General features: G+C 47.5%; 19 protein-coding genes. 2 read left to right on the top strand and 17 right to left on the bottom strand.

Going from position 1 to position 22707, the window contains the following annotated elements:
* Positions 1 to 65: 65 nt before the first annotated feature.
* From QUA42_RS11660 to QUA42_RS11605, 12 genes are all read right to left on the bottom strand, one after another.
* Positions 66 to 1268 carry a tetratricopeptide repeat protein gene (locus QUA42_RS11660; protein WP_333137432.1) on the bottom strand — a complete coding sequence of 401 codons (1203 nt, stop codon included), beginning with the start codon at positions 1266 to 1268 and terminating at the stop codon, positions 66 to 68.
* A gap of 440 nt (positions 1269 to 1708) precedes the next feature.
* Positions 1709 to 3367, bottom strand: coding sequence for a tetratricopeptide repeat protein (locus tag QUA42_RS11655; protein WP_333137431.1), 1659 nt, complete (start codon positions 3365 to 3367; stop codon positions 1709 to 1711).
* A 192-nt stretch (positions 3368 to 3559) separates the two neighbouring features.
* Entirely contained in the window at positions 3560 to 4024 is a 465-nt protein-coding gene (locus QUA42_RS11650) for a Uma2 family endonuclease (RefSeq protein WP_333137430.1), read from the bottom strand.
* Between the two features lie 242 nt (positions 4025 to 4266).
* Positions 4267 to 4785: a Ycf51 family protein gene (locus QUA42_RS11645; protein WP_333137429.1), complete on the bottom strand. Its 519-nt coding sequence runs from the start codon at positions 4783 to 4785 to the stop codon at positions 4267 to 4269.
* A gap of 34 nt (positions 4786 to 4819) precedes the next feature.
* Entirely contained in the window at positions 4820 to 5881 is a 1062-nt protein-coding gene (locus QUA42_RS11640) for an adenylate/guanylate cyclase domain-containing protein (protein ID WP_333137428.1), read from the bottom strand.
* Positions 5878 to 6252 (bottom strand): response regulator, encoded by a 375-nt coding sequence (locus QUA42_RS11635; protein ID WP_015177895.1) that lies wholly within the window; start codon positions 6250 to 6252, stop codon positions 5878 to 5880. The genes QUA42_RS11640 and QUA42_RS11635 overlap by 4 nt, the downstream gene beginning before the upstream one ends.
* Positions 6245 to 9964: a response regulator gene (locus tag QUA42_RS11630; protein WP_333137427.1), complete on the bottom strand. Its 3720-nt coding sequence runs from the start codon at positions 9962 to 9964 to the stop codon at positions 6245 to 6247. Before QUA42_RS11630 ends, QUA42_RS11635 begins: the two co-directional genes overlap by 8 nt.
* A gap of 837 nt (positions 9965 to 10801) precedes the next feature.
* Positions 10802 to 13315: an MASE1 domain-containing protein gene (locus QUA42_RS11625; RefSeq protein ID WP_333137426.1), complete on the bottom strand. Its 2514-nt coding sequence runs from the start codon at positions 13313 to 13315 to the stop codon at positions 10802 to 10804.
* Between the two features lie 559 nt (positions 13316 to 13874).
* A complete protein-coding gene (locus tag QUA42_RS11620; protein WP_333137425.1) occupies positions 13875 to 15215 on the bottom strand; it encodes an ABC transporter substrate-binding protein in 1341 nt (446 codons plus the stop codon).
* A gap of 86 nt (positions 15216 to 15301) precedes the next feature.
* Entirely contained in the window at positions 15302 to 15469 is a 168-nt protein-coding gene (locus QUA42_RS11615) for a hypothetical protein (RefSeq protein WP_333137424.1), read from the bottom strand.
* 12 nt (positions 15470 to 15481) lie between these two features.
* Positions 15482 to 15901, bottom strand: a complete 420-nt coding sequence (locus QUA42_RS11610) for a hypothetical protein (RefSeq protein WP_333137423.1) — start codon at positions 15899 to 15901, stop codon at positions 15482 to 15484.
* Between the two features lie 150 nt (positions 15902 to 16051).
* Positions 16052 to 16231: a hypothetical protein gene (locus tag QUA42_RS11605; protein ID WP_333137422.1), complete on the bottom strand. Its 180-nt coding sequence runs from the start codon at positions 16229 to 16231 to the stop codon at positions 16052 to 16054.
* A gap of 421 nt (positions 16232 to 16652) precedes the next feature.
* Between QUA42_RS11605 and fmt the strand changes: the two genes are divergently transcribed.
* The gene (gene fmt / locus QUA42_RS11600; RefSeq protein WP_333137421.1) at positions 16653 to 17651 is read left to right on the top strand and encodes a methionyl-tRNA formyltransferase; all 999 of its coding nucleotides are present in this window, start codon (positions 16653 to 16655) and stop codon (positions 17649 to 17651) included.
* An 83-nt stretch (positions 17652 to 17734) separates the two neighbouring features.
* On the opposite strand, the gene sbcD is transcribed toward fmt, so the two are convergent.
* The 5 genes from sbcD to QUA42_RS11580 form a co-directional block, all read right to left on the bottom strand.
* The gene (gene sbcD / locus QUA42_RS11595; RefSeq protein WP_333137420.1) at positions 17735 to 18976 is read right to left on the bottom strand and encodes an exonuclease subunit SbcD; all 1242 of its coding nucleotides are present in this window, start codon (positions 18974 to 18976) and stop codon (positions 17735 to 17737) included.
* Positions 18969 to 19334 (bottom strand): IS1 family transposase, encoded by a 366-nt coding sequence (locus QUA42_RS27715; protein ID WP_445301307.1) that lies wholly within the window; start codon positions 19332 to 19334, stop codon positions 18969 to 18971. Before QUA42_RS27715 ends, sbcD begins: the two co-directional genes overlap by 8 nt.
* Before the next feature lie 243 nt (positions 19335 to 19577).
* Positions 19578 to 19709 carry an IS1/IS1595 family N-terminal zinc-binding domain-containing protein gene (locus QUA42_RS27710; RefSeq protein ID WP_223300889.1) on the bottom strand — a complete coding sequence of 44 codons (132 nt, stop codon included), beginning with the start codon at positions 19707 to 19709 and terminating at the stop codon, positions 19578 to 19580.
* A gap of 114 nt (positions 19710 to 19823) precedes the next feature.
* A complete protein-coding gene (locus QUA42_RS11585; protein WP_333137419.1) occupies positions 19824 to 19979 on the bottom strand; it encodes a hypothetical protein in 156 nt (51 codons plus the stop codon).
* 472 nt (positions 19980 to 20451) lie between these two features.
* A complete protein-coding gene (locus QUA42_RS11580) occupies positions 20452 to 20586 on the bottom strand; it encodes a hypothetical protein (RefSeq protein ID WP_333137418.1) in 135 nt (44 codons plus the stop codon).
* Between the two features lie 196 nt (positions 20587 to 20782).
* On the opposite strand from QUA42_RS11580, the gene QUA42_RS11575 reads away from it, so the two are divergent.
* Positions 20783 to 22693 carry an ABC transporter ATP-binding protein gene (locus tag QUA42_RS11575; RefSeq protein WP_333137417.1) on the top strand — a complete coding sequence of 637 codons (1911 nt, stop codon included), beginning with the start codon at positions 20783 to 20785 and terminating at the stop codon, positions 22691 to 22693.
* The last annotated feature ends 14 nt before the right edge of the window (positions 22694 to 22707 follow it).

Below are 22707 nucleotides of genomic sequence, written 5' to 3'. Positions count from 1 at the left end.
GTGCTGTTTTGCCTACAAAGGTTGCAGTGCGGCATCCGTCTCCATCAATCATAGCTACCCTGAAATCAAGCTAAAAACCGCACTTCTTCCCGTATTGTAAGCAATTTAGAGTCATTTTTGCACAATTTCCGGTATTTCTGCGGATTGAGTTCGATCGCCTTGGATAAGTTTTCGATCGCCAGCCGGATGCTGGTGGCTACAAGTTCGGGGCTGTTTGTGAGCTCGCCTGCTTGTTTTTCCAGGGCGTACACGCAAGCTTTTTGATAGTACAGGTTGGGATCGTCGGGTTTGAGTGCGATGATTTGATCGTAGGAGGCGATCGCGTCGGTAAATCGTTGAATTTTTTTGAGTGCTATGGCGCGGTTGTACCAGGCTTCGGTGTTGTCTGGCTGCAACTCTAGGGTTTTGTCCCAGGAGGCAATTGCTTCTTCAAAGCGGTGTAAGTTGGCGAAGGCTAAGCCGCGGTTGTAAAAGGTTTCGCTGTCGTTTGGCTTCAGTGCGAGGGCTTTGTCCCAGGATTTGATCGCTTCTTCAAATTCTCCCATTTGGGCGATCGCCGTGCCGCGTTTGTTCCAGGCTTCGGCGGAATTCGGCCGCAGTTGCAGGGTTTTGTCGTAGGAGGCGACGGCTTCCGGGTAGAGTTTTTCATCGGCTAGGGCTAAGCCGCGGTTGTACCAGGCTTGATGCAAGTCTGGTTTGAGTTCGATCGCTTTGTCGAAGGAGGCGATCGCTGCTGTATTTTGGTCGGATTTTCTCAGGGCAAATGCTTTGTTATACCAAGCTTCGCAGTAGTCTGGTTTGATGGCTATGGCTTTGTCGTAGGAGTCGATCGCTTCTGACAATTTTTCTAAGCTGACAAGGGTGTTGCCGCGGTTCGTCCAAGCTTCGGGGTAGCTGGGGTTGAGTGCGAGCGCCTTTTCGTAGGATGCGATCGCTTCTGAGAGTCTGTTGAGCTTCCGCAAAACGTTGGCGCGGTTGTACCACGCTTCTGGATTGTTTGCTTTGATTTGTAGGGATTTGTTGTAGGCTGCGATCGCTTCTTCTAGCTGGCCCATTTTTTTGAGGGCTACGCCTTGGTTGTACCAGGCTTCATAAAATTTTGGTTCAAGTTCGATCGCTTCTTCCCAAGATTCGATCGCAGCTTGGAATCGTCCCATTGCTTCTAGAGCGTTGCCGCGATCGTATAATGTTTGAGCCTTTTGGGTGTTGACTGCTATGGATTTTTCCCCTGAGTCGATCGGCTTTTCTATGCTGGCTAATTTTTGCAAGGGGTTTCACCTCATTATTTTCTGTCTAATTGATTCTTTTCTTTTTTATATGCGATCTTTTTCGCCTGTGAGTGCTTTCGATCGCGACTATTTGGTTATTTATGGCAATTTTACAGGAATTTGGGAGCTTTTTCAATTTTTTTCATTATAATTCTAGAGCTTGGATTTGTAGGTATAGATTAATACTATTTTTTTATATGACTGCGTAGAAAATAGGGAAGGGCGATCGTACTGAGGTGTGACAAACCTCATCCAAGATATTATTTGCACGTAACCCTTTTGAGCGATCGGGAGTTAAAACCTCCTTTTCTCAAGCGAAGTCCGCCTTTGCAGACTAATAAATAATAAGAGTGTTTTTGATACTGTAGCGGCGGGTTTTACCAAGAATAATTGTCTAAAACCAACAATCTCATAAACCCGCCCCGCCCAAGGGCAAATCCCTATTCTTGAATCAAGGCTTGAAATTGAGGGTGCGATCGAATGCTATCAAAATCCGAGTCAGTTTTTGCCATTTCTCGGTATTCGTCAGGATTCAGATTGATAGCTTGCTGCAAATTCTGAATCGCTTGGTCAATCTGACTCTGTAACGCATAACAGCAAGCTTTATTATAAAATGCTTCGTGTTTATCTGGTTTGAATTCTAAAGCTTTGTCGTAGGAGGCGATCGCCTCTTCCCATCTTCCTAAATCCTCCAGTGCAACGCCCCGATGATACCAGGCTTTGTAATAATCTGGTTTGAATTTTAAGGCTTTGTCAAAAGAGGCGATCTCTTCTTCCCATATTTCTAAATTATACAGTGCAACGCCCCGATAGTACCAGGCTTGGTCATTATGTGATTTTAATTCTAAGGCTGTTTGGCCCAAGGAGGGGAGCGTTTTTTTCAATCTTCCTAAATTACCCAGTGCAATGCCCCAGGAGGCGAACTTTTCTTTCAATCTTCCTAAATTACCCAATGCAATGCCCCGATTGTTCCAGGCTTCGCCATCATCTGGCTTTAATTCTAAGGCTTTGTCGTAGAAGGTGATCGCTGCTTCAAATCTTCCTAAAGAAAGCAGTCCTATGTTCCTATCGAACCTGGTTTCATGATAATCTGGCTTTAATTCTAAAGCTTTGTCGTAAGAGGCGAGCGCTTCTTTCCATCTTCCTAAATAAAGCAGTGCTATGCCCCGATTGTACCAGGCTTCGTGATAATCTGGTTTGATTTCTAAGGCTTTGTCGTAAGAAGCGATCGCTTCTTCCCATCTTCCTAAATCCTCCAGTGCAGCGCCCCGATTGTAGCAGGCTTGGTGTAAATCTGGTTTGAATTCTAAGGCTTTGTTGTAGGAGTAAATCGCTTCTTCCCTTCTCCATAAATTATGCAGTGCAATGCCCCGATTGTTCCACGATTCGTCATCCTCTAGTTTTAATTCTAAGGCTTTGTCGTAGGAGGCGAGCGCTTCTTCAAATCTTTCTAAAGAAAGCAGTGCATAGCCCAGATTGTACCATGCTGCGTGTAAATATGGTTTTAATTCTAAGGGTTTGTCGTAGGAGGCGAGCGCTTCTTTCCATCTTCCTAAATTACCCAGTGCATTGCCGTGATTGTACCAGGCTGCGTATAGTAAATATCGTTTTAAGTCACAGGCGTTGTCGTAGGATACGATCCCATCTTCAAACAATCCTAAATTACCCAGTGCATGGCCACGATCGTACCAGGCTGGGTGTAAAGATGGTTTGAATTCAGAGCCTTTTTCGTAGGAGGCGAGCGCTGCTTCAAATCTTGCTAACTTAGCCAGTGCATAGCCGGGTTCTACCCAGGCTTCGTCTTTATCTGGTGGGAATTCTAAGGCTTTGTTGTAGGAGGCTATCACTTCTTCAAACAAGCCTAAAGAACCCAGTGTAAGGCCCCCATTGTAGCAGGGGTTGTCATCCTGTGGTTTTAATTCTAAGGCTTTGTCGAAGAAGGCGAGCGATTCTTCAAATCTTCCTGAACTATCCAGTGTATTGCCCCGATCGTTGCAGGCTTCTGGATCGGGTTTTATTTCTAATGATTCGTCCAAAAAGGCGGTTGCTTTTTCAAACCAGCCTAAGCCTAAATTGTACAGTTCCTTCCAACCAATCATTTCTAACCTCCGGGATCAAGTTGTGTAAGACAACGTGAAATTGCTTAATTACTTTAATCAGCAGAGGAATTTTTTAATAAAAATAAAGTATTTTTTGCAATTTCAATGTTTCTTAACACTAACACAACCGAACTAAGCTGACAATACCTGACCGGCCGTCAGCACTAATTCTGGAAAAGTGGGCGAAACAATTTATTCATTTTCTCTAAATTGAGTGCGCTGATACTTCCCTTCAGCATTGAGCGAAAAAACAAATACCGTCGGAATTTTCTGGTTTCCCAAAAACTCTCTTTTTCCCATTGCTAAGTAATCAATAATCCAGTATTCAGCAATGCTCAACCTTTCGTATTCATCTAGCTTGTCAACACAATCATCTTCCCAATTAGTTGATAGTACCTCGACAGCTAACTGAATCGGCAATTCCAGTGCGGCATAAGCTTTGCGTTCAGCACGCCACAAAGTGCGATCGATAACACTCACATCAGGAACTCGTCCTTGTTCTGTACCTTCTTTTGTGGTAGTTTTAATAGTGATGCCTCGTTTTACTACATTGTTGAGTTTCACCCGATCGCTCTCTTGATAAAAGTGTATGTCTGTAAATTCACCAAGCTCATCATGATTTCTGGTAATTGCTATTTTGACAATCTCTCGGTTCACCAATTCTTAAAGACTATCTTCCGGGCAAATTGCAATAATTTCGTTAAAATTAAATAGGTGTTTGATAGTTGCAATCATATTATTTAATTCTCTCCAAACGTGACATTCTTAAATCGCCAAATAATTAATAATTTGTAGGTTCGCATTGCACACCTTACTGATAATTCTTTGGTGGGGGCGGGTTTTTGAGATTGTCGGTTTGAGGCAATTATTGTTTGTAAAACCCGCCCCTACAGCATTTATCAGGCTTGGTATTTTTTCAGAATAGCAACTTTTTCGGGGAAGATTTCGATCGCCATTTTGTCATCATAACGAGTCGCGAGCGATCGCCTCACTTCGCCCAAAAACAGCGGCTGCGACAGCCCAGGTTCAGGATGTACAACTGTACGAACCCGGATTGTCATGTAGTCTCTGCCCCGTCCAGAGCGGCCTGGAGAGTACAAATCCGCAGCCACTTGCCGCATCGTTGCTTCTAATTCCGATTCCGTGATCGTAGGTGGCACAGTAACTACTGTTTGAGCGCCGCCAGTATCGTAAACTAAAGAATAGCGAACTGCACCAGGAATTTCTGTGCGGGAAAACAGTCCCAAACCGAGACCGAATATACTCGCAGCAATCACGCCCATAAAGCTTGTCACTCCTACCAATCGGAAGCGAAAACCCCATTTGAAGATAAATGCTATAACTGTTAAAATAGCTAAAGCTCCTGTCAGAATTCCCGCCCATTGGGCGTACATTAAAAGGTTAGAATTTACGCTCATTTGTCAATTTGGTAATTGGTCATTTGGTCATTTGTCATGAGGCGTTTCGGGCCACAAGCAGATAAGTCATCATATCGCCTTTCCCCTTCACTGGAATCACGCCGCGCTCCTCAAAAACGTACTTACCCCGCAGGCGCTCGTAGGTAGCAACTGTCACCTGAATGCTGCCGGGGACACCTTGAGATTCCATCCGGGAAGCTGTATTTACCGTATCTCCCCACAAATCATAAGTAAATTTTTTAGTACCGATTACCCCAGCTTCTACCGGGCCTGTGTGGATGCCGATGCGGATGCTGAGCGGCTGACCTCCCTTGGTACGTATCTTAGTCATTGCTGCTTGAATTTCCAACGCCATTTCGGCGATCGACTCGGCGTGGTCGTCGCTGGGCGTCGGCAAACCGCCAACCACCATATAAGCATCGCCGATCGTCTTAATTTTCTCAAGTCCGTAGCGCTCGGCCAACTCGTCAAAAGCCGAAAAAATCTCGTTGAGCAACTCCACCAATTGGGCCGGCGATAAATGAGCCGAAAGCTTGGTAAAACCGACCAAATCGGCAAACATCACTGTTACCTCAGCGAAACTGTCTGCGATCGTAATTTCCCCGTGTTTGAGGCGCTGCGCGATCGCCTTCGGTAAAATATTTAACAGCAAACGCTCGGACTTTTCCTTTTCCTGAGCCAACTCGTGTAAATACGCCTGCTCCTTATCCCGCAGCCGCTTCTTTTCCAGACAAGCGCTAATCCGAGCCTTGAGCAATACCGGATTGAACGGTTTAGAAAGATAATCCTCCGCCCCCAACTCTATACACCGGACGATACTGTCGATATCGTCCACCGCCGAAATCATAATTACCGGGATGTAGCGCAACTTTTCATCCGCCTTCAGACTTTCGAGCACCTGATAGCCGTTCATTTGCGGCATCATAATGTCTAGGAGAACTAAATCAAAAGGCTCTGTTCGCAACATTTCCAGAGCTTGCAGACCATCTTCAGCAACACTCACCAAATGGCCTTGACGCTGAAGTCGGCGGGCCAGCAAATCGCGGTTTACCTCATTGTCGTCAACAACCAGCACGCTGCCCTCATCACCTTTCATGTCAGGGCCTCTTTCAGAAGCGTTTCAATTTTACCTAAAAGTCGGGGAAACTCGACAGGTTTAGTATCGTAGTCATTGCAGCCGGCAGCCAGACACTTTTCACGATCGCCCGCCATTGCGTGAGCCGTCAGCGCAATCACCGGAATCCTGCTAGTTTCAGGAGCCGCCTTAATTTGCTGCGTTGCTTGCCACCCGTCGAGAACCGGCAGGCTCATATCCATCAGAATCAAATCTGGTACTTTCGCGAGCGCCATCGACACTCCCTCAGCACCGTCAACAGCAATAAAGACCTCGTGTCCCTTGCGGGCCAGACGCCGGGAAAGCATATCCCTGTTCATTTCGTTATCTTCGACCAACAGGATTTTAGCCATTGGTGTTCTCCTTGCCTTTCGAGTCGTACCTGCGATCGAACCTGTCATTGACTATAGAGCGAACATCGCGCAACAAAGTATCGCAACTGTAGACTCCCTTTTGTAGCACCCGCTCGACGTAGCCGTTTAGTTGCTGGCTTTCGGCCGGTGTCAAGTTTTTCCCCGTGATCACAACAATCGGTATAGGATCTCCCGAATGGGATTTGCGAATTTCCCCAATCAACTCAAAACCATCCATTTCTGGCAACATTAAATCCAGTAATATCAGGTGCGGGCGAGCAAATTTTAGCCGATCGAGAGCAGCGCGTCCGCTGTCAGCTTCCGTTACTGCCCAGCCTTGTGTTTCTAGTACGCATCGCAGTATTTCGCGCGTGGCAAGGTCGTCTTCCACAATTAGAATCTGACAGGTCAAATTGTTACTTGCAACGCCGTCTTGGTCGCGTCGGTACTTATTCAACAAGGCAGCCAGCCGTTTGCCGTCCACTGGTTTGGTGAGGTAGTCCGAGGCACCCAATGCAAAGCCGAGGCTTTTGTTGCCCACAAAGGATAGCAGGATTACGGGAATTTCGGCAAGGTCAGGATCGGCCTTCAGCGCTGAGAGTACCGCCCAGCCGTCCATTCCGGGCATAATCACGTCCAGGGTAATGGCGTCTGGCCGTAGTTGCTTAGCGAGCCGGAGAGCTTGCTCGCCACTGCCGGCGACTTCTATGTGCAGTCCTTGGCGACTGAGGGTGCGCTGAATTAAATCCCGCGAGATCGGGTCGTCGTCCACTACCAGCACCGTGCCGACAGCGGGGGCGTGCGGAGGGCTAGTGCTGTCGTGGACTTTGTTGGGGATTTCCGGCTGTTTGATGGCTTTGGGCAAGAGCACGGTGAAAGTGGTGCCTGCGCCCAAGGTGCTGCTGACCTCAATGCTGCCGCCCATCATCTGACAGAAGCGCTGGCTGATTGCTAGTCCCAAACCGGTGCCACCGTACTCGCGGGTAGTCGAGGCATCAGCTTGGGTGAAAGGTTGGAAAACTCGCTCCAATTGCTCTTGTGTCATGCCGATGCCGGTGTCGGCGACGCGGAAACTTAAGAATTCGGAGTTGGAAATTAAAATTTGGGAAGATTCCTCTTGATTTATCATTTTTAATTGTTCATTTTTAATTCTTTCCACTCCGATCGCAATTCTCCCGTTTTGTGTGAACTTGGCAGCGTTGCTGAGCAAGTTAAGCAGCACTTGCCGCACTTTGGTCATGTCCGCGTGCATGGTGTCGAGGTTGTCTGGACAGTACACTTCTAGGGTATTACCGTTTTTCTCGACCAGCGGTCTGGCCGTGGCAACAGCACTTTCAATTAAGGTATGGATGTCGAAGGTTTCTAAGTAGAGATCCATTCGACCTGCTTCAATTTTAGAAATATCTAGGATGTCGTCAATCAGGGACAGCAGATGTTTGCCGGCGCTGCAGATTTTTTCAAGGTCTGGGACGGATTCGCAACTACCCAATTCTTCGGCTTCTTCTTGAAGCATTTCGCTGTAGCCGATGATGGCATTGAGGGGTGTGCGAAGTTCGTGGCTCATGTTGGCGAGAAATGTGCTTTTTGCTCGGTTGGCTGATTCTGCTGCTTCTAGGGCCAACTTCATGGCGGATTCTGCCTGTTTGCGATCGGTGATGTCTTGGACTGTGCCTTCGTAGTACAAAACCCTGCCGTTTTCGTCGCAGATGCTGCGCGCGTTTTCGGAAATCCAAATCGTGCTACCGTCTCGGCGGTATATTTGGGATTCAAATTTTGACACTTGGTGGCGCGCGCGCAATTGAGCCATAAACTCGGCGCGTCGATTGGGGTTAACGTAAAATTGACAGTTTATATCGGTGAGTTCGGCAAGCATTTGGGTACAGGATTCGTAGCCGTAAATTCTGGCTAGTGCGCTATTGCCGCTGAGATAGTGCCCGGTCGGCGTTGTCTGGAATATGCCTTCGACTGCGTTTTCAAAGATGCTGCGGTATTTTGTTTCCGATTGTCTCAAGGCTGCTTCTGCTCGCTTGCGCTCTAGGACATTGGCGAGCATTTCTCCTACCATTTTTAGCTGTGTGGATATTTCGGTTGCTCGACCTGCTGTTTGCTTTAAGCCATTGAATCCGAGAAATCCTACTAGGTTTTTACTACAAATTAGGGGAATAATTATCAGCGATTGAATATTTTTTAGCTGTTTTTTAAATTCTAAATTATTGAGGGAAGCGCCAATAGAAGGTATTGAGGTCGTTTCTGTTTGATTGACTGTTTTGGATGGGGAGTCTGTATGGAATTCGGTTGAATTTTGACCGATCAAATAGGCTATTTCGGCTTTGGCTGGGGGCGAGAGTTCGCCGATTTCTGGAATATAGAGGCATTCGGCGCGATCGAGTTTTTCTGCGATCCAAGGGATTTGTGCGATGTCTATTTGTTTGGAGGTGCTGTCTTTGACTGTCGGAAAGCTTTCGCCGCACCACTCGTAGGTTTTGTCGGCGCGGGTTTTGTCTTCTGATAACAGGTAGATGTAACTCCGGTCAAACCCGCTCAAAATGGCGATCGCTTCCAGGGTTTGAACGATACTTTTATCTATTTCTGATAAGGGCTGGCTGATGAAATCTGTTGACAAACGGGCAATCAACTGAGCGAATTCTATTTGATACTGCAAAGATTGTTCTAGTTTTTTGAGTTCGGTAACGTCTCGAAAGCTCCAGACTCTACCGACTGTTTTCGCTCCGACTTTTGATGGCAACGAATTTAATTCAAGAATTTTTCCGTCTTTAAATTCTAATAGTTCGCTAATTTGATTATCTGAATCTGCCGACACTTTGATCACGTTTTGGAGAAATCTTTGCGGGTATTTTAATTGTTCGCTGTCGAAGGGGAATCCTGTTTTGAGCGTGTTTTTGAGTGTGTCCAAGGTTGATCGGCTCAACTTTCCTTGGCTGGCGGACAAACCCCACATCTCTAGAAATTTCTGATTATAATTACATATATTGCCGTTTCTGTCAACCGCCAGAATTCCTGCATCTGTAGATTTTAGAAGTGCTTGCAGTATCGAGAGCGATTGCTTGTGTTCTCTAATCTCAAAAATGTCAAAAAACACCAAGACTGATATTTCGCTGGCCTCAAGTGGGGGATGGAAAAAATAGGAAACGGGTAAAATCTTGCCGTCGCGACACAAAAACTCGTCGTCCCAATTGCTGGAAGGTTGACTGGAAGCGATCGCCTCTTGTAAATCTAGTGTAGGTGCGATCGGCCTATCTTCACTCTTGCTGGGCGACTGTTTCGGAGCCGTCAAAACTTGGGATTTGTTGCCTTTCTTTTGCTTCCCGATGCGCTCTAGCAGGGAAACGCCTGCAAGTTCCGATTCTCGCCATCCCAGCAAGCGTTCTGCCTCTGGATTCACCGAGATTACACAGCCCTTCGCGTCAAGGATACACAATCCCGCCCCCAAACTGTTGACACTCGCCCGCAGTCGATCGAATTCTGAAGCTGTTGGAGAGTCTTGAGGGGACTGGGGCGAGTCAGTTAAATCCTTTAATGCCACCGTCTCCAAGTTAAAACAATCTTCCTGCTGAAGTTCTTGCTGACTCTGAACTCGGTCATAGCTAAAACTTACCTGCTCTAATAAAAGCTGCCACTGCTCAGCAGTGGGAGGGGGAGACTCGCCGACTAAACCGAGCTGTTCGAGTTGGCGCTGGAGGTGGGGGTGCATATTTTCTGGCGCTTTGTAAGCAACTTTCTACAGTATATCTTTTTAATTAATAGTATATATACGTAGGTATACCGTTAGGGGACAAGTACGGGATCGAAGTCTATCACAGGTTTTATTGAGAAGCCGAGGGGTCATGTCTCCTCTCCAAAATCTTTCAAACGGCGCTAATTATAAATTCTCCGAACTTTTAAGGTTGGTCAACCAACTAATCCTCTGAATGTCGGCAGCACGCTCAAAAATAATAATATCATCTTATCAAGTCAATACTCAGGAAAGTTTGGGTAGCGATACTACAAGCTTTACAGGGCAAGGCTCATAAAAAAGTCGAATTAAATTCAAGACCAGGGTGGATCTGACATTGATTGAATTATCCACAGTCAATCAGTGTCAAGCGAGAATCAGTCCTTGGGCTATAGAAAAACTGTTCGGAATATTAATCAAGTGAACTTAGCCTCAAAAACTAGGTTGTCCCCAAAAAACGATCGCGGACGCGGGTACTGGACAGGAAAATTTATTATTCCCATGCCGGCGGAAACGATTTCAGCACTTTTCGTATTTACTCATAAATTAATTAGGGTGATCTAACCCGCCCTAATCTTCTACCTCTATAGCAATTCTAAATCATTGGTAAATTTATTATTACCTCATAAGGATGCCGGTAGGATGGGGGGGTATTATTACTAATAACCTAAAATTACTATATATAAAAAAATAAAAAACTAATTTTATAATGTGAGTAATTATGTGCAAAATCTCCCGCTTTACTAGCGAAATAATCAGCCAATAGCAGAGGCAAACAAAAGTTGCAGGCATCGAAAATAACTGTAAAAAAAAATATTAGTCGTCAGACTTGTCGGTTGAGATCGAAAGGTCTGTGAAAATAGCTGGCAGCCGAATTGTAAAAGTAGAACCTTTGTCCACCTCGCTGAATGCAGTAATGTCTCCGCCCATCATTTCGCAGAATTTCTTAGTAATCGTCAGCCCCAAACCAGTGCCACCGTACTTCTTAGTAGTTGAGGAATCTGCTTGGGTGAAAGGCTCAAAGATTCTGGCTAACTGTTCGGGACTCATGCCAATGCCGGTATCTTTGACCGTAAAAATGATCCAATCTTGAGCGGAAGATAACAGAGACAAGCTATTTTCAGCTTGGCCACCTCCTCTATACGCTCCCAGTTTTTTGCCTTTGTTTGCAGCGTCGGCGGGGGTTTCGACGGATCGGGTAATGGCGAAGGTAATTGCGCCGGAGCAAGTAAATTTCGCGGCATTGCTGAGGAGGTTGAGCACAGACTGCCGGAGTTTAGTTTTGTCGGTGTGCATCGATCCAATATCCTCGGGGCATTGTATTTCTAGGATATTGCTATTTTTGTGTGCCATCGGGGCGATCGTGGCAACTACTTCCTCAACCAGAGTTGAAATGGTGAAGGTTTCAAGGTGGAAGTCGATGTGGCCTGCTTCAATTTTGGTTAAGTCGAGAATATCTCTAATCAGTGTGAGTAGGTGCTGGCCGGCCTTGTTAATTCTCTGGAGGTCGTCGATGAACTCTTCGGCACCAAGGTCTCGGGCGTCTTCTTGCAGGAGCTCGCTGTAGCCGATGATGGCGTTGAGGGGGGTTCTGAGTTCGTGACTCATGTTGGCGAGAAAAATGCTTTTGGATCTATTTGCAGCTTCGGCGGCTAATGCGGCCCGGCGGAATTCTTCGGAACGCAAGCGTTCGGTGATGTCGGTGGTCATGATTAAAACGCACTGAGTGCTGCCGAGGTGGATGAGTTCCACTGACATCAGCCAGTCGCGCACTTCGCCGGCTTTGGTGCGAATTTTGATTTCTTGGTTGCTGATCGAATTTTGTGATTGTAAAATCTGGGCGAGCCTCCCACCGTCTTCTGAATTGACAAACATTCCTAAGTCGCTGGGAGTGCGGCCGATAAATTCGTGCCGCAGCCAGCCTAATGAGCGCAAAAAGCTTTCGTTGGCATCGAGGAAGCATCCGTCTGTGAGGGTGCAGATGCTGATGCCGACTGGGGAGGCGTGAAAAGCCTTGGAAAATCTTTCTTCTGAAGAACGCAGGGCGGCTTCGGCTTGCTTTCTGTCTGTGATGTCTTGGACGGTGCTGGTGATGTAGAGGGAGGTGACGGCGGCTTGTTCGTAGACTGTGCGGTTGCTGCCGTCGGGGAGTATGAGCCTGTAGTCGATGCTGTAAGGCTGTTGCTGAAATAAAGCGGCTTCGATCGAGGTTTTGACTAATTCTCTGTCTTCAGGGTGCACGTATTCCAAGAAGGCTTCCAGGCTGGGTTCAAAAGTTCCCGGTTGCTCTCCCAGAATGCGGTAAATTTCCTCTGACCATCGCAATTGCTGGGCGTTGCGGTCTAAGTCCCAGTTGCCTAGCTGGGCGATGCGTTGGGCGTTAGCGAGGCTGGCTTCGCTGGCGCGCAGGGAGGCTTCTGCTTGGTGACGTTCGGCAACGGTGGCAGCTAAGACTAAGCCGGTGACGGCGATGACGGCGATGAAGGCTTGCAGGGATAAAAGTGCTTGGGGGATACTGCTGGCGTGTTTGAGGAAGGGGCCGCTGCCTCGGGCGATACCCCAGATTGCGAAGCCGCAGAGGATGAGGTTGGAGAGGGCCGTGTAGCGCTGACCGAATCGAAAGGCAGCCCAAACTACTAGCGGAAATGGTAAGTATTCGAGGGGATAGCGGGCGTAGGCGGCGCGGGTGCGGGAGCAGAAGACGAGCCAGCCGAGTGCTAGTAGCAGCAGCAGCCAAATCGCTCGTTCAGCTATCTGTTTACGATGGGTGGGGACTTTGGGCAATTGTTGCCACGTCAGTAGCAGCGGGGCAACGAGCACAATTCCCATAGCGTCTCCCACCCACCAAGTCCCCCAAATCGTGCCAAAATTGCTCCAGCTAGATAAACCCGTCAGGCATACGACGATGCTGCCGATGGTGGAGTTGATCAGGGTAGAGCCCAAGGCTGCTAATCCGACTATTCCTAAAACGTCTTTGAGCCGATCGAGCCTGGCGCTAAAGTTCATGCCCTGGAGTAGATAAGTTCCCGTCCACGCTTGCAGGGTCCTGGCGCCTGCCGAGATCAATGCCGTGCCGATATTCGCCGACGGTACGCTCATGCTGAACAGGAAGCCTCCGATCGCGATTCCCGGCCACAGTTGCCGCCCCAACAGCAGCAGGGCTGCTTGGGCAATTCCTGCTGCTGGCCACATCGGGTAAATTTCTGAACTGAGGGTGAGGCTGGAAATGGCGAATTGGGACCCCCAATAGTAGACCAGGGCGATCGCGCCTACTGCGAGGAAGTACCGCCAGGAATGTCCTTTGATTGCATTAAGGAACTTTGTCTGCATGGTCGTTTGGGGAAAAGGTGGACGGTTGTTGGGATCTCAGTAGGTGGCACGGGACAGGCACAGGGTAGAGAAAATGTTTCTATTAGGTGATGGTAGGTCATGGGTGGTAGGTAGTGGGAGAAGCTTTTGAGCTAACTTTTTGTGGTGCCGTTGAGGGAGCGGTTTTTTTGTTCGCTCAAATCTGCCCATGAATTTCGGGAGTATCGCTTTTTTGTAAATATATCTCTAATGGCTAAGCAATTGGTTTGTAAATTTTTGGTTTTTGCTAAAAATTTATTACCGAGCGACAGCGGGTGTCTTTTTGTGTCTGGCGATCGTAACTCAATTCACCCTAACATCTGGCACCATACTCAATAATACCTAAAATACCTAAAATACCAATAACAGCGACGTAAAATCTCTGCTTTTAGGTAAGTTTGGGGCAAGAAACACGGTTTCTGATTAGAAGTGCAGACGGTAGTGATTTTCACTAGATTTTTAACCAATCGAGGCTTCAAGCCTTTCGATCGAATACAGTGAAAGCAGATAATTTACAGCTAAGAAAAATATTTTTTAGGGTCTATTTCTCTTTAGCTGTCGCCATATCTAAGGTGAGTGTCAAACGCTCTTGAGATTCTTTAAGGGCGTCTTGGGGGTTGCGACCCAGAAGGGTTGCCTCTATGGCGCGACCGAGGTTTTCTGATAGGCGGGAGTAACCTGATATAATGGGTCGCGCTCTGGCTGAGTTCATTTGTTCTAAAAATACTCGCAAAACAGGGTTTTTTTCCACAAAGCTTTGATAAGCTTGGCTCTGTCTCGATTTTAAGTTAATGGGTAAATAACCTGTTCCTAATGCCCATGCTGTTTGGAATTCTTCACCTATAACGTATTCTAAGAATACTAGGGCTGCTCGCTCTCGTTCTGGCGAGGTTTTCATTAAAAATAGGTTTTCACCCCCTACGACGGCGGCAGGGCGTTTGAGGATCGGTAAAGGCATTGCTCCGTAGTCGATCGCGCTTTGCTGCAACTGTGCTAGCGTCCACGGCCCGGTGATTTGCATGGCCACTTTCCCGGCGATGAAATTGTCGAGTTCGTAACCGCGTTCGGGTGCTGACAATATTGCTGAACCTTCTTTTAACAAGTCGCTCCACAATTCTAAGGCGGCGTGAGAACCGGGATTATCTATTTGGGGTACAGGACTTTGAGGTATTTCGCCTTTGAGTTCGCCGCCTGCGCTGAACATGAATGGCAGCCAGGTAAATACTGTCCATTCTCCTTTGCCTAGGGGGAGCACTATGCCGTGTTGGTCTGTGCGGCCGTCTCCGTTGGTGTCTCGCGTGAGCGATCGGGCTGTTTGCTTTAATTGCGCCCAATTCTGCGGCACTTCTTTGATTCCTGCTGCTGCAAATAAGCTGGGACGGTAAAAGATGGCGACGTTGTTTGTCGCTAGGGGAACTGACCAAGTGTGTCCGCCGAGTTCCATTGACTCGAAGAGTGCCGGGTAGATTTCGGCTTTCCGGGGCGATTTGTCGAGCCAGTTTTCTAAGGGTTCAATGGCGTTGAGTTCTGCTAGTTTTCCTGAAATTGTGGCAGCATTCCACAGCAAATCCGGCGGTGCGTTCCCAACTATTGCTGTTAGTATTTTTGGCAGTTGTTGGTCGGGCTGACCGATGTAAACAGGTTTGATCTGGATGTTGGGATGCGTTTTGTTGAATTGGTTTGTGAGGGTTTGAAATACGTCGCGATTTGGTGGAGGATTGATGCCGTGCCACAGTGTGAGTTCGATCGGTTCGCCGTTTTTTGAGGCTGGGGTTGTGCTGTTTTGACAGCCGCTTAATATTAGCAGATTTAAGGTAATTAAAATGCCGATCGCTAGTTTGAGTGGTCTTTTAATTGCTTTGGATAATTTGGATAATATCATTTTTTAGTTAGATTCAGGGAAGAAGATTTTTTTAACCGCAGATCAACGGGGATGGACGCGGATAGTTAGATGTTGGTAAAACGAGCTCAATCTAGAAAATCTGCTGGTAGCTGATTTCTCTCTCCATCCGAGGTGTTTTGAAACCAAACGGTGAAAGCTCCTGCTCCTAGTCTATCTTGCGGCCACATCCGATAGCAAGGAATTTCTGTCAGGTGCGAGCGATATTTTTCTAAAAGAGGAACAGTGACTGACACAAATTGGGGGAATTAGCTTAACAGCCATTCGCTGACTTGTTCATTTTCGGCGGTTGAATAAGTGCAGGTCATGTATACAAGATAACCTTGGGGCGCTACAATTTTAGCAGAATTGGCTAAAATTATTTTTTGGCGGTTGGCATTGCTATTGATGGTGACATGATGAAAGCAGCCCGGTGCTTTGTCTCCTTTTGCTAAGAGTGATTGACCATTACAAGGAGCATCTACTCTTACTAAGTTAGCCGTTTGTGGCATCTTTTCGGCAAGTATTGTTGAATCGACATTGGTGGCGGCGGATGGGTTAATTTGGCAGCGTCTTAAATTAGAGTTCAGCCTTCCCATGCGTTTGCCTATGGCTTCGTTGCACAACAGCAATTCTAGCTTTAAGGTTTTCCAGGAAAATATACTTTTTCCTCCGGCGGTCGCGCACATATCTAAAATTAGTTTGATGGACTAGGATATTGTTAACAATGTGGAGGCGGCGAAGATTGAGGAAAAGTCGAGACAGTAGTAATGTCTGGCTTGATGTAAGGAATGTTTTCCCGGTTGGTATTCTAAGGCTAGTCTAGTTACAAATTCTGGTTACCCAAAAACGGGAATTTCGAGATCAAATGGGTTTTTTGGTGGTTGTGGTTGCACCCACAAGATAGCAGGATTAAAGGCTTGGGGATTGGTGACGGCATGAATAAACTTTTCTTGTTCGGCGGTGTCGGCAAATAAGCTGAGGCTGAGTTTAAGCAGGAGATTTGACTGTTTTTCCATGTTCGAGTAGATATGATAAGATTGAGATTAGCAGTGACCAGGGTAGATTAGATGATAATTCTTAGTGTAGAACAGTTATAGTTAACTTGGGAAGAATGGATGCAAATGTTGTTGCGTCTATTAAACCCATTGCTTTTGAGCGTTCGAGTCGGGCTGCCCCTGAGTATCAATCGAGATTTTTTTGGCCGATCGCACAACTCGGAACTCTTCTCGAAGTGTATAATCTAGGAGCAAACTACCATTATTTAAGCTGACAAATAAACATTACATGAGTCGGGTCGGTGAAAACACTCATAAACTAGCTTGTATCATAGCTGCTACGCGCTGAATAGTCTCTATAATATACTAGGGTTTTTTGCCATTACCTACTTGATGACTAATGAGTAATGACTGACGACTACTTACTAATAACGAACAATCTATGAAAATTGTCTTTTTTGGCACTCCCGATTTTGCTGTTCCTACTTTATCCAGTTTGCTGAGTCACCCAGAATTTGAGGTGGTGGGTGTGGTGACTCAGCCGGACAAACGCCGGGGAAGAGGGAATCAATTGATGCCTTCACCTGTAAAAGATGTGGCTTTAAATCATAGTCTCCCGGTTTGGCAGCCGCAGCGAATCAAGAAAGATGCTGAAACAATTGCCAAATTGCGGGAAGCGGAGGCGGATGTGTTTGTAGTGGTGGCTTACGGCCAAATTCTTTCTCAAGAAATTCTGGATATTCCTAGTTTGGGTTGCGTTAACGTTCACGGTTCAATTTTGCCGAAGTATCGGGGTGCGGCGCCGATTCAGCGCAGTCTTTTTGACGGGGAAAAGACAACAGGAATTACTACTATGTTGATGGATGCTGGCATGGATACTGGGGCGATGCTATTGAAGGCTTTTGCTGGTATTTCACTGTTGGATAATGCTGATTCTTTGGCGGATAGGTTGGCGGAAGTTGGGGCGGATTTGTTGGTGGAAACTTTGGTGAAATTGAGGGACGACAAAATTGAAGCTGTTGTTCAAGATGATGCTGAGGCGACTTACGCACCGATGATTAAGAGTGCCGATTATGTGCTGGATTGGTCGAGAAGTGCGATCGACCTTCACAATCAAGTTAGGGGCTTTTTCCCGGATTGCACGACGACTTTTCGTGGCAATTCTCTGAAGGTGATAGCTACTGTGCCCGTGGGGCCGGAATATTGGCTGCAAATGCCAGCGGATTTGAGAGTTTTGGAACGCGAATGGCCTGTTTTAGCCCAGTTGTCGGGCGCAAAGGGGGAAGTTGTTAAGGTTGTGAAGGGTTTGGGGGCGATCGTCCAAACTGGTGATGGTTTATTATTGTTGCGGGAGGTGCAGTTGGCGGGGAAAAAGGTGCAGTCTGGGGTGGATTTTGCGAATGGAACTCGGTTGGCGGTGGGTGAGATTTTGGGGAGTTAAATAGTATATTTAGGGCGGGCAGGATGCCCACCCTACAATATTGGGCAGCAAAATCATTTTGTAATTAGATGGGCGATTCTTGACTAAAATTCAACCAAAACTTCCTCCGCGCCGCCCAATAAACCCTGTGCCGCCTCTAACATACTCTCCGCAACATCTTTCAAATCGTCGCGACTTGCCAGATAAGTTTTCAAAGCTTCTAAGGGTTCTATACTATTATTAGCATTCAATTCTGGCAAGCGCGGTCTCGCTAGCTGACTGACTAATTCCGGTTGAATTGTGTAGCTGTGCGCTTCGCCCAGAAGTGTGTGCAATTCTCCGTTGTCGATTAAATCTAATTGTTCCGATCGCAATTGGTAAATTAATCTCACAACCGCGTCTTCGATCTCCTTCTTGCCAATAGCTTTAACTAACTCGGCTTGTGGGTTTTCCGATTCGGAAACATTCACTTTAATCGTCTGAAACACCCGCACTGGCAAAGTGCAAAATTCCCACTCAGCTTTTCCCCGTTCCAAATTAACTAACACAAAACCTTTATCTTCTTTCTCTTCGCTAAAATCAACTCGTTCGATACTTCCCGGATAAATTACTGGCGGATTGTTGGAAGCATTGAGATTTTGGTGTTTGTGAACGTGGCCGAGAGCAACATAATCAAAACAAGGGCGAGTTAGCATGGAAACTGGAATGTTAAAACCTTTGCCAACTGCTAAAAAACGTTCTGCACCCAAGCTTGCTTTATCTGCCATTAAGTGCGCTAAAAGTACGGTTGGTATGTCGGGGTTGAGGCGGCGAATTTCGCCTTCCATTGCGATCGTCAGTTTTTCGGTTAATAATTGGTTAACATCGCCCATAGACAGGCTTTCAGTCTCGGAACGTGTCATTAAGGTCGATCGAGTCAACCAAGGTAATGTTACCACCTGTACGGGCCCGCTGCGGGTTTGAATCAGGTGAGTGTCCAGGCGATCGCCTACAATAAACTTAGGTATTCCCAAAGTCCGGTAAATTCCCAAACTCGCGCCGCCTTGTCCCTGAGAATGTTGGTCGTGATTTCCTACTAGCAAAACCGTCGGAATTTGCGCCTCCACCAAGCGGTTGAATTGGCGAGCAAAAGCCTCTTTTACAAACGGCGCAGGGGTCGAATCCGGGAAAGCATCGCCCCCGAATACGACTAAATCTACGGGTTCAGAAATTGCTCTGTCCATACATTTACTCAGCGTCGCCGCGAAGTCTTCCAGCCGCGTATTTAAACCAGTTTCTGGATTAATCCGGCCGTGGGAAAAGCCGCTTCCCATGTGAATGTCTGAAAGGTGTAAGATTTTAATCATTGTTTTTTAGGTAGTGCTCAACAAGTAATGAGGTGTTGTAGTGATGGATGAAATACCAAATGGCACCAATGTGATTTTCCAAGGACTTAGAAAAGGATAAGGTTTTTTGCACTAACCGAGACACCCGTGGTCTAAGGGTGTTGTTGAATCGTTCAATGTAAGTGGTGAGAGCCCGTTTCCTTGCCGACTGCTCGATGTCGTTAGCTCCCGGCAGCACTGCGGCTCCATCTGCCCAAAAATCGGTGTACGCAACGGCGCATTGGCAATAGAGTGGGGGTAAGGAATTCCACAACCCACGAACAGCGACGGAGTTACGTGCGCCAATGTAGACACCCACAATTTCACTCTTTGTCTGCATCAAGGGCGAGCCACACCCATTGTTTATTGCCCAAGTTGTCCACGAACGACCACAGATCGTCACATTGCATCGTTAGTCTCCCCTTTTTTTTTGTGCCACCTGAACTTTCCCAGACACCAGGGCATATTTCTGATTGACGTAGCGAAAGCAACCACTGCTCAGACACCTGTGTGGCACGAGCAATTCCAGCTAGGGAAATCCGTTTTAGCAACAATCTCTCAATCAGTTCACGCGCAAGGTGAATCAATTACTTTTTTCTGCGGATGCCAGGGCGAACTGTCGCCCACATTCATGGCATTTAAACCGTTGTTTACCGTTGTGGATGCGACCATTTTTGACCGTTTGGCATGACGCACAGGTTGGGCAAGCAGGCATGATTAGAAAACACCAACAAGAAACTCTACTTTCCTATCATTACATCTTTGGCACTACCCACCCGCACTCTGGTCAACTTTCTTGCGCCCCGTCCTGGCTGCCAACATCGACAGTTTACGGTACTCTCCCGACGGACATATCCACCGTAAACCTAATTGTCGCTTCTTTATCCGCTGCTTGCAGCTTGCTCATCAGGCTAGGCTCCTTTGATTGAATGGAAACTGGTTCTGGTGCTAATGCTTCCGGCCCCGGTGGTGTGGCAGTTGGCAATGCAGTTTCCTGTGTTGGTTATGTGGGTAGTGTTTCCCCTATTAGTGATGCTGTGGGTGTTGTTGCGAACGATACAACGAATGGTGGTACTTGCACACCTGTTTTTATGTGTGTTAGCTTATTACTTAGAAGAGCATATGTGTCAACGATTACCGTCCGTCGTCGTTGTTCGAGGATTAGGAGTGGTTGAATGTTTCTGATTCAGGGTCAGTGCTTGTTCCAGTTAAGTCATCCACTCCCGCAAAACGGAAAGCTTCAACAAAATGTACTTCTGAGAGTTTTCCACTTTACACTTTTCGGACGTTAATAACAAATTTATCGACAATCGCTAAAAATCGAGTCTAGCCTAAATTGCGTCTGGTTTCAGTTAGTTTCGACAAGCTGACGATGCCGGCTCCTTTGCAACAGAGAGCTTTGGATTTACTGAAGGTTTCCTAATATTGTAGTTATCTATTGGGCGAGGGCGTTAGCCCTATTGCCTGACTGATGGGGTTTTTGCTTGGATGCGATCGACCACAGGGGGAAGTTCCGCTAGAACAGTTGAGAAAATCTCAACTTTGCGACCGTTTTCGGCAAAGCAACGCGGACGCATCAAACCAGGAAGCATGCGCGCTTTCGCTTTCTATCTAGCTACGCTTAAACAACGAAACTATATTTACATCTTGCACCAGTCAATAATCTCACATTCCATCTGCCCTGTTTGACAACACGAGTTAAAACTCAAAGTTAATTTCTAGCTTCTCTGACTGGGGTGAAACTTGCTAATTGGTGCATTGTCTTACTTAGAGGCATCCAGCACATCCATGAATTTTCCATTCAAAGCACGTTTGAAGAGCCAGAAGAATTCACCAAAAATGGTGATGCCGTTAATTAACCAACATTGGTTGGTGCGGATCGTCCTGCGCTCTATTTCCTACTTTCGCAAAGACTTATGGCTGATCGTCACGCTCTTGCTTTTGATCGGAGCATCAGTGCTTTTCAACCTTCTCAACGCCTGGCCGATGGCGATTCTAGTCGATACGGTTTTGTCACCAACTCCGAAATCCAACTGGATTCATACGCTGTTTCTTGCTCCGTTCGGGGAAAGCACGCTGAACCGGATTTTCGGAATGGCGTTCGTCGCGATGATGATCAGAATCCTGAGCGAGACCGTTTTGATGCTGCGTAGGATGTTGAACTACCGCATCCAGTACAACGGAACCTTGCGGGTTCGCACCGAACTCTACGACAAAATGCAGGCGCTGAGTCTCGGCTGGCACGGCTCCCGATCGCAGGGTGACGCAATCTATCGGTTGAGCTACGACAGCCTCGGGCCCTGGGGGGTAATCGATACGCTCATCGGCTCCACTGCCGCATCGGTAACGCTGACGGCGATGATCTGGATCATGCTGTCGCGCCATGTCCTTCTCACCGTGTTTGCACTTTCGTTCACTCCGCTTCTAATACTGGCCAATTGGTACTTCGAGGGAAGAATTAGGAGTCGAGCCCTGGAGTCGAAGCAGACCGATGCGGTGATGACCTCAACCATGCAGCAAGCTATAGAGTTGATCGGGCTAATCCAATCTTTCGGTCGAGAAGCAACGGAGTCGCGGCGCTTCGGGCAGGTGGTCGAACGCAGCGTCAAGGCATCCATGCGACTCAATTGGCAAGAGAACCTCTATCCGCTAGCGGTTCAGGTAGTTTTTGCCCTGGGAAGCGGGGTAATCTTAGGCTACGGCGGATACCTAGTCTATCGCGACCAGTTCTTGCGTCCGGTGCCGAACGGCGTGAGCATCGGCGATTTGCTCGTATTCATGGCGTACCTGGGGCAGTTCTGGGACCCGATAGGTTGGGTTTTGGGGTTCACGACCAAGATCCAGACGTTTGTAGCTTCATGCGATCGAGTCTTTGCCGTCATTGACGAGCCACCTGCCATAAAAGATGAGCCTGATGCGCGCTCGCTTCCCGTCTATCCCCGCACACTCGCATTTGCCGACGTGAGTTTTGAGTACAACGCTGGGCAACCAGTTTTACGGAACATCAGCGCTAGAATCGAGCCTGGTCAGATGGTGGCGTTTTTGGGCCCTAGCGGGACGGGAAAGAGTACGCTGCTCAATCTTTTGCCTCGCTTCTACGACCCGACATCGGGCAGCGTCCTGCTCGACGGCTTCGACCTCCGCACCCTTAAACTTGCCGATGTCCGCAAACACATGGCGCTCGTCTCGCAAGGCAGCCCGCTTTTCCCCGGAACGATCTCCGAGAATATCGCCTACGGCCGCCCGGACGCTCTGCTCTCCGATATTCGGGAAGCGGCGGTTGAATCTGGGGCAGCCGAGTTCATCGAAACCTTGCCGGAGCAATATGATACTTTAATCGCTGAGGGCGGTCAAAACCTATCGGGCGGACAGCGACAGCGGCTAGCTATTGCGCGGGCGCTCGTCACTAAGGCTCCCATACTGATCCTCGACGAACCCACGAATGCGCTGGACTTGAAGCACGAGCAGTGGGTACTAGAGACTCTGCAACGTCTACGTCGCAAAAGAACCATTATCTTGGTCACGCACCGACTCGAAACTGCTGTAGACTGCGATCTGATTTTTGTGATGCAAGAGGGCGAGATTAAGGAGTCTGGCACTCACACCGAACTCCTTACCCAGCAGGGGTTCTATTACCGAATGTTGGGTTACAACCCAGTCAGGTCAATAGGGCTTACTGATAAACCCTGCATCGAGTAGGAGTACGACATAGC

Origin of the sequence: Microcoleus sp. Pol11C2 (genome assembly GCF_036701505.1) — a bacterium.
GTDB lineage: Bacteria > Cyanobacteriota > Cyanobacteriia > Cyanobacteriales > Microcoleaceae > Microcoleus.
Note: the sequence above shows the minus strand (reverse complement) of the source record. Positions and strands in the feature narration are given on the sequence as shown.

Excerpts from the sequence above, each read along its gene's own strand:
- QUA42_RS11655 (WP_333137431.1), bottom strand. The coding sequence starts at position 3,367 with ATGATTGGTTGGAAGGAACTGTACAATTTAGGCTTAGGCTGGTTTGAA.
- QUA42_RS11645 (WP_333137429.1), bottom strand. The coding sequence starts at position 4,785 with ATGAGCGTAAATTCTAACCTTTTAATGTACGCCCAATGGGCGGGAATT.
- QUA42_RS11640 (WP_333137428.1), bottom strand. The coding sequence starts at position 5,881 with ATGAAAGGTGATGAGGGCAGCGTGCTGGTTGTTGACGACAATGAGGTA.
- QUA42_RS11635 (WP_015177895.1), bottom strand. The coding sequence starts at position 6,252 with ATGGCTAAAATCCTGTTGGTCGAAGATAACGAAATGAACAGGGATATG.
- QUA42_RS11630 (WP_333137427.1), bottom strand. The coding sequence starts at position 9,964 with ATGCACCCCCACCTCCAGCGCCAACTCGAACAGCTCGGTTTAGTCGGC.
- QUA42_RS11625 (WP_333137426.1), bottom strand. The coding sequence starts at position 13,315 with ATGCAGACAAAGTTCCTTAATGCAATCAAAGGACATTCCTGGCGGTAC.
- QUA42_RS11620 (WP_333137425.1), bottom strand. The coding sequence starts at position 15,215 with ATGATATTATCCAAATTATCCAAAGCAATTAAAAGACCACTCAAACTA.
- QUA42_RS11610 (WP_333137423.1), bottom strand. The coding sequence starts at position 15,901 with ATGTGCGCGACCGCCGGAGGAAAAAGTATATTTTCCTGGAAAACCTTA.
- QUA42_RS11605 (WP_333137422.1), bottom strand. The coding sequence starts at position 16,231 with ATGGAAAAACAGTCAAATCTCCTGCTTAAACTCAGCCTCAGCTTATTT.
- fmt (WP_333137421.1), top strand. The coding sequence starts at position 16,653 with ATGAAAATTGTCTTTTTTGGCACTCCCGATTTTGCTGTTCCTACTTTA.
- sbcD (WP_333137420.1), bottom strand. The coding sequence starts at position 18,976 with ATGATTAAAATCTTACACCTTTCAGACATTCACATGGGAAGCGGCTTT.
- QUA42_RS27715 (WP_445301307.1), bottom strand. The coding sequence starts at position 19,334 with ATGCAGACAAAGAGTGAAATTGTGGGTGTCTACATTGGCGCACGTAAC.
- QUA42_RS27710 (WP_223300889.1), bottom strand. The coding sequence starts at position 19,709 with ATGCCTGCTTGCCCAACCTGTGCGTCATGCCAAACGGTCAAAAATGGT.
- QUA42_RS11580 (WP_333137418.1), bottom strand. The coding sequence starts at position 20,586 with ATGCTTCCTGGTTTGATGCGTCCGCGTTGCTTTGCCGAAAACGGTCGC.
- QUA42_RS11575 (WP_333137417.1), top strand. The coding sequence starts at position 20,783 with ATGAATTTTCCATTCAAAGCACGTTTGAAGAGCCAGAAGAATTCACCA.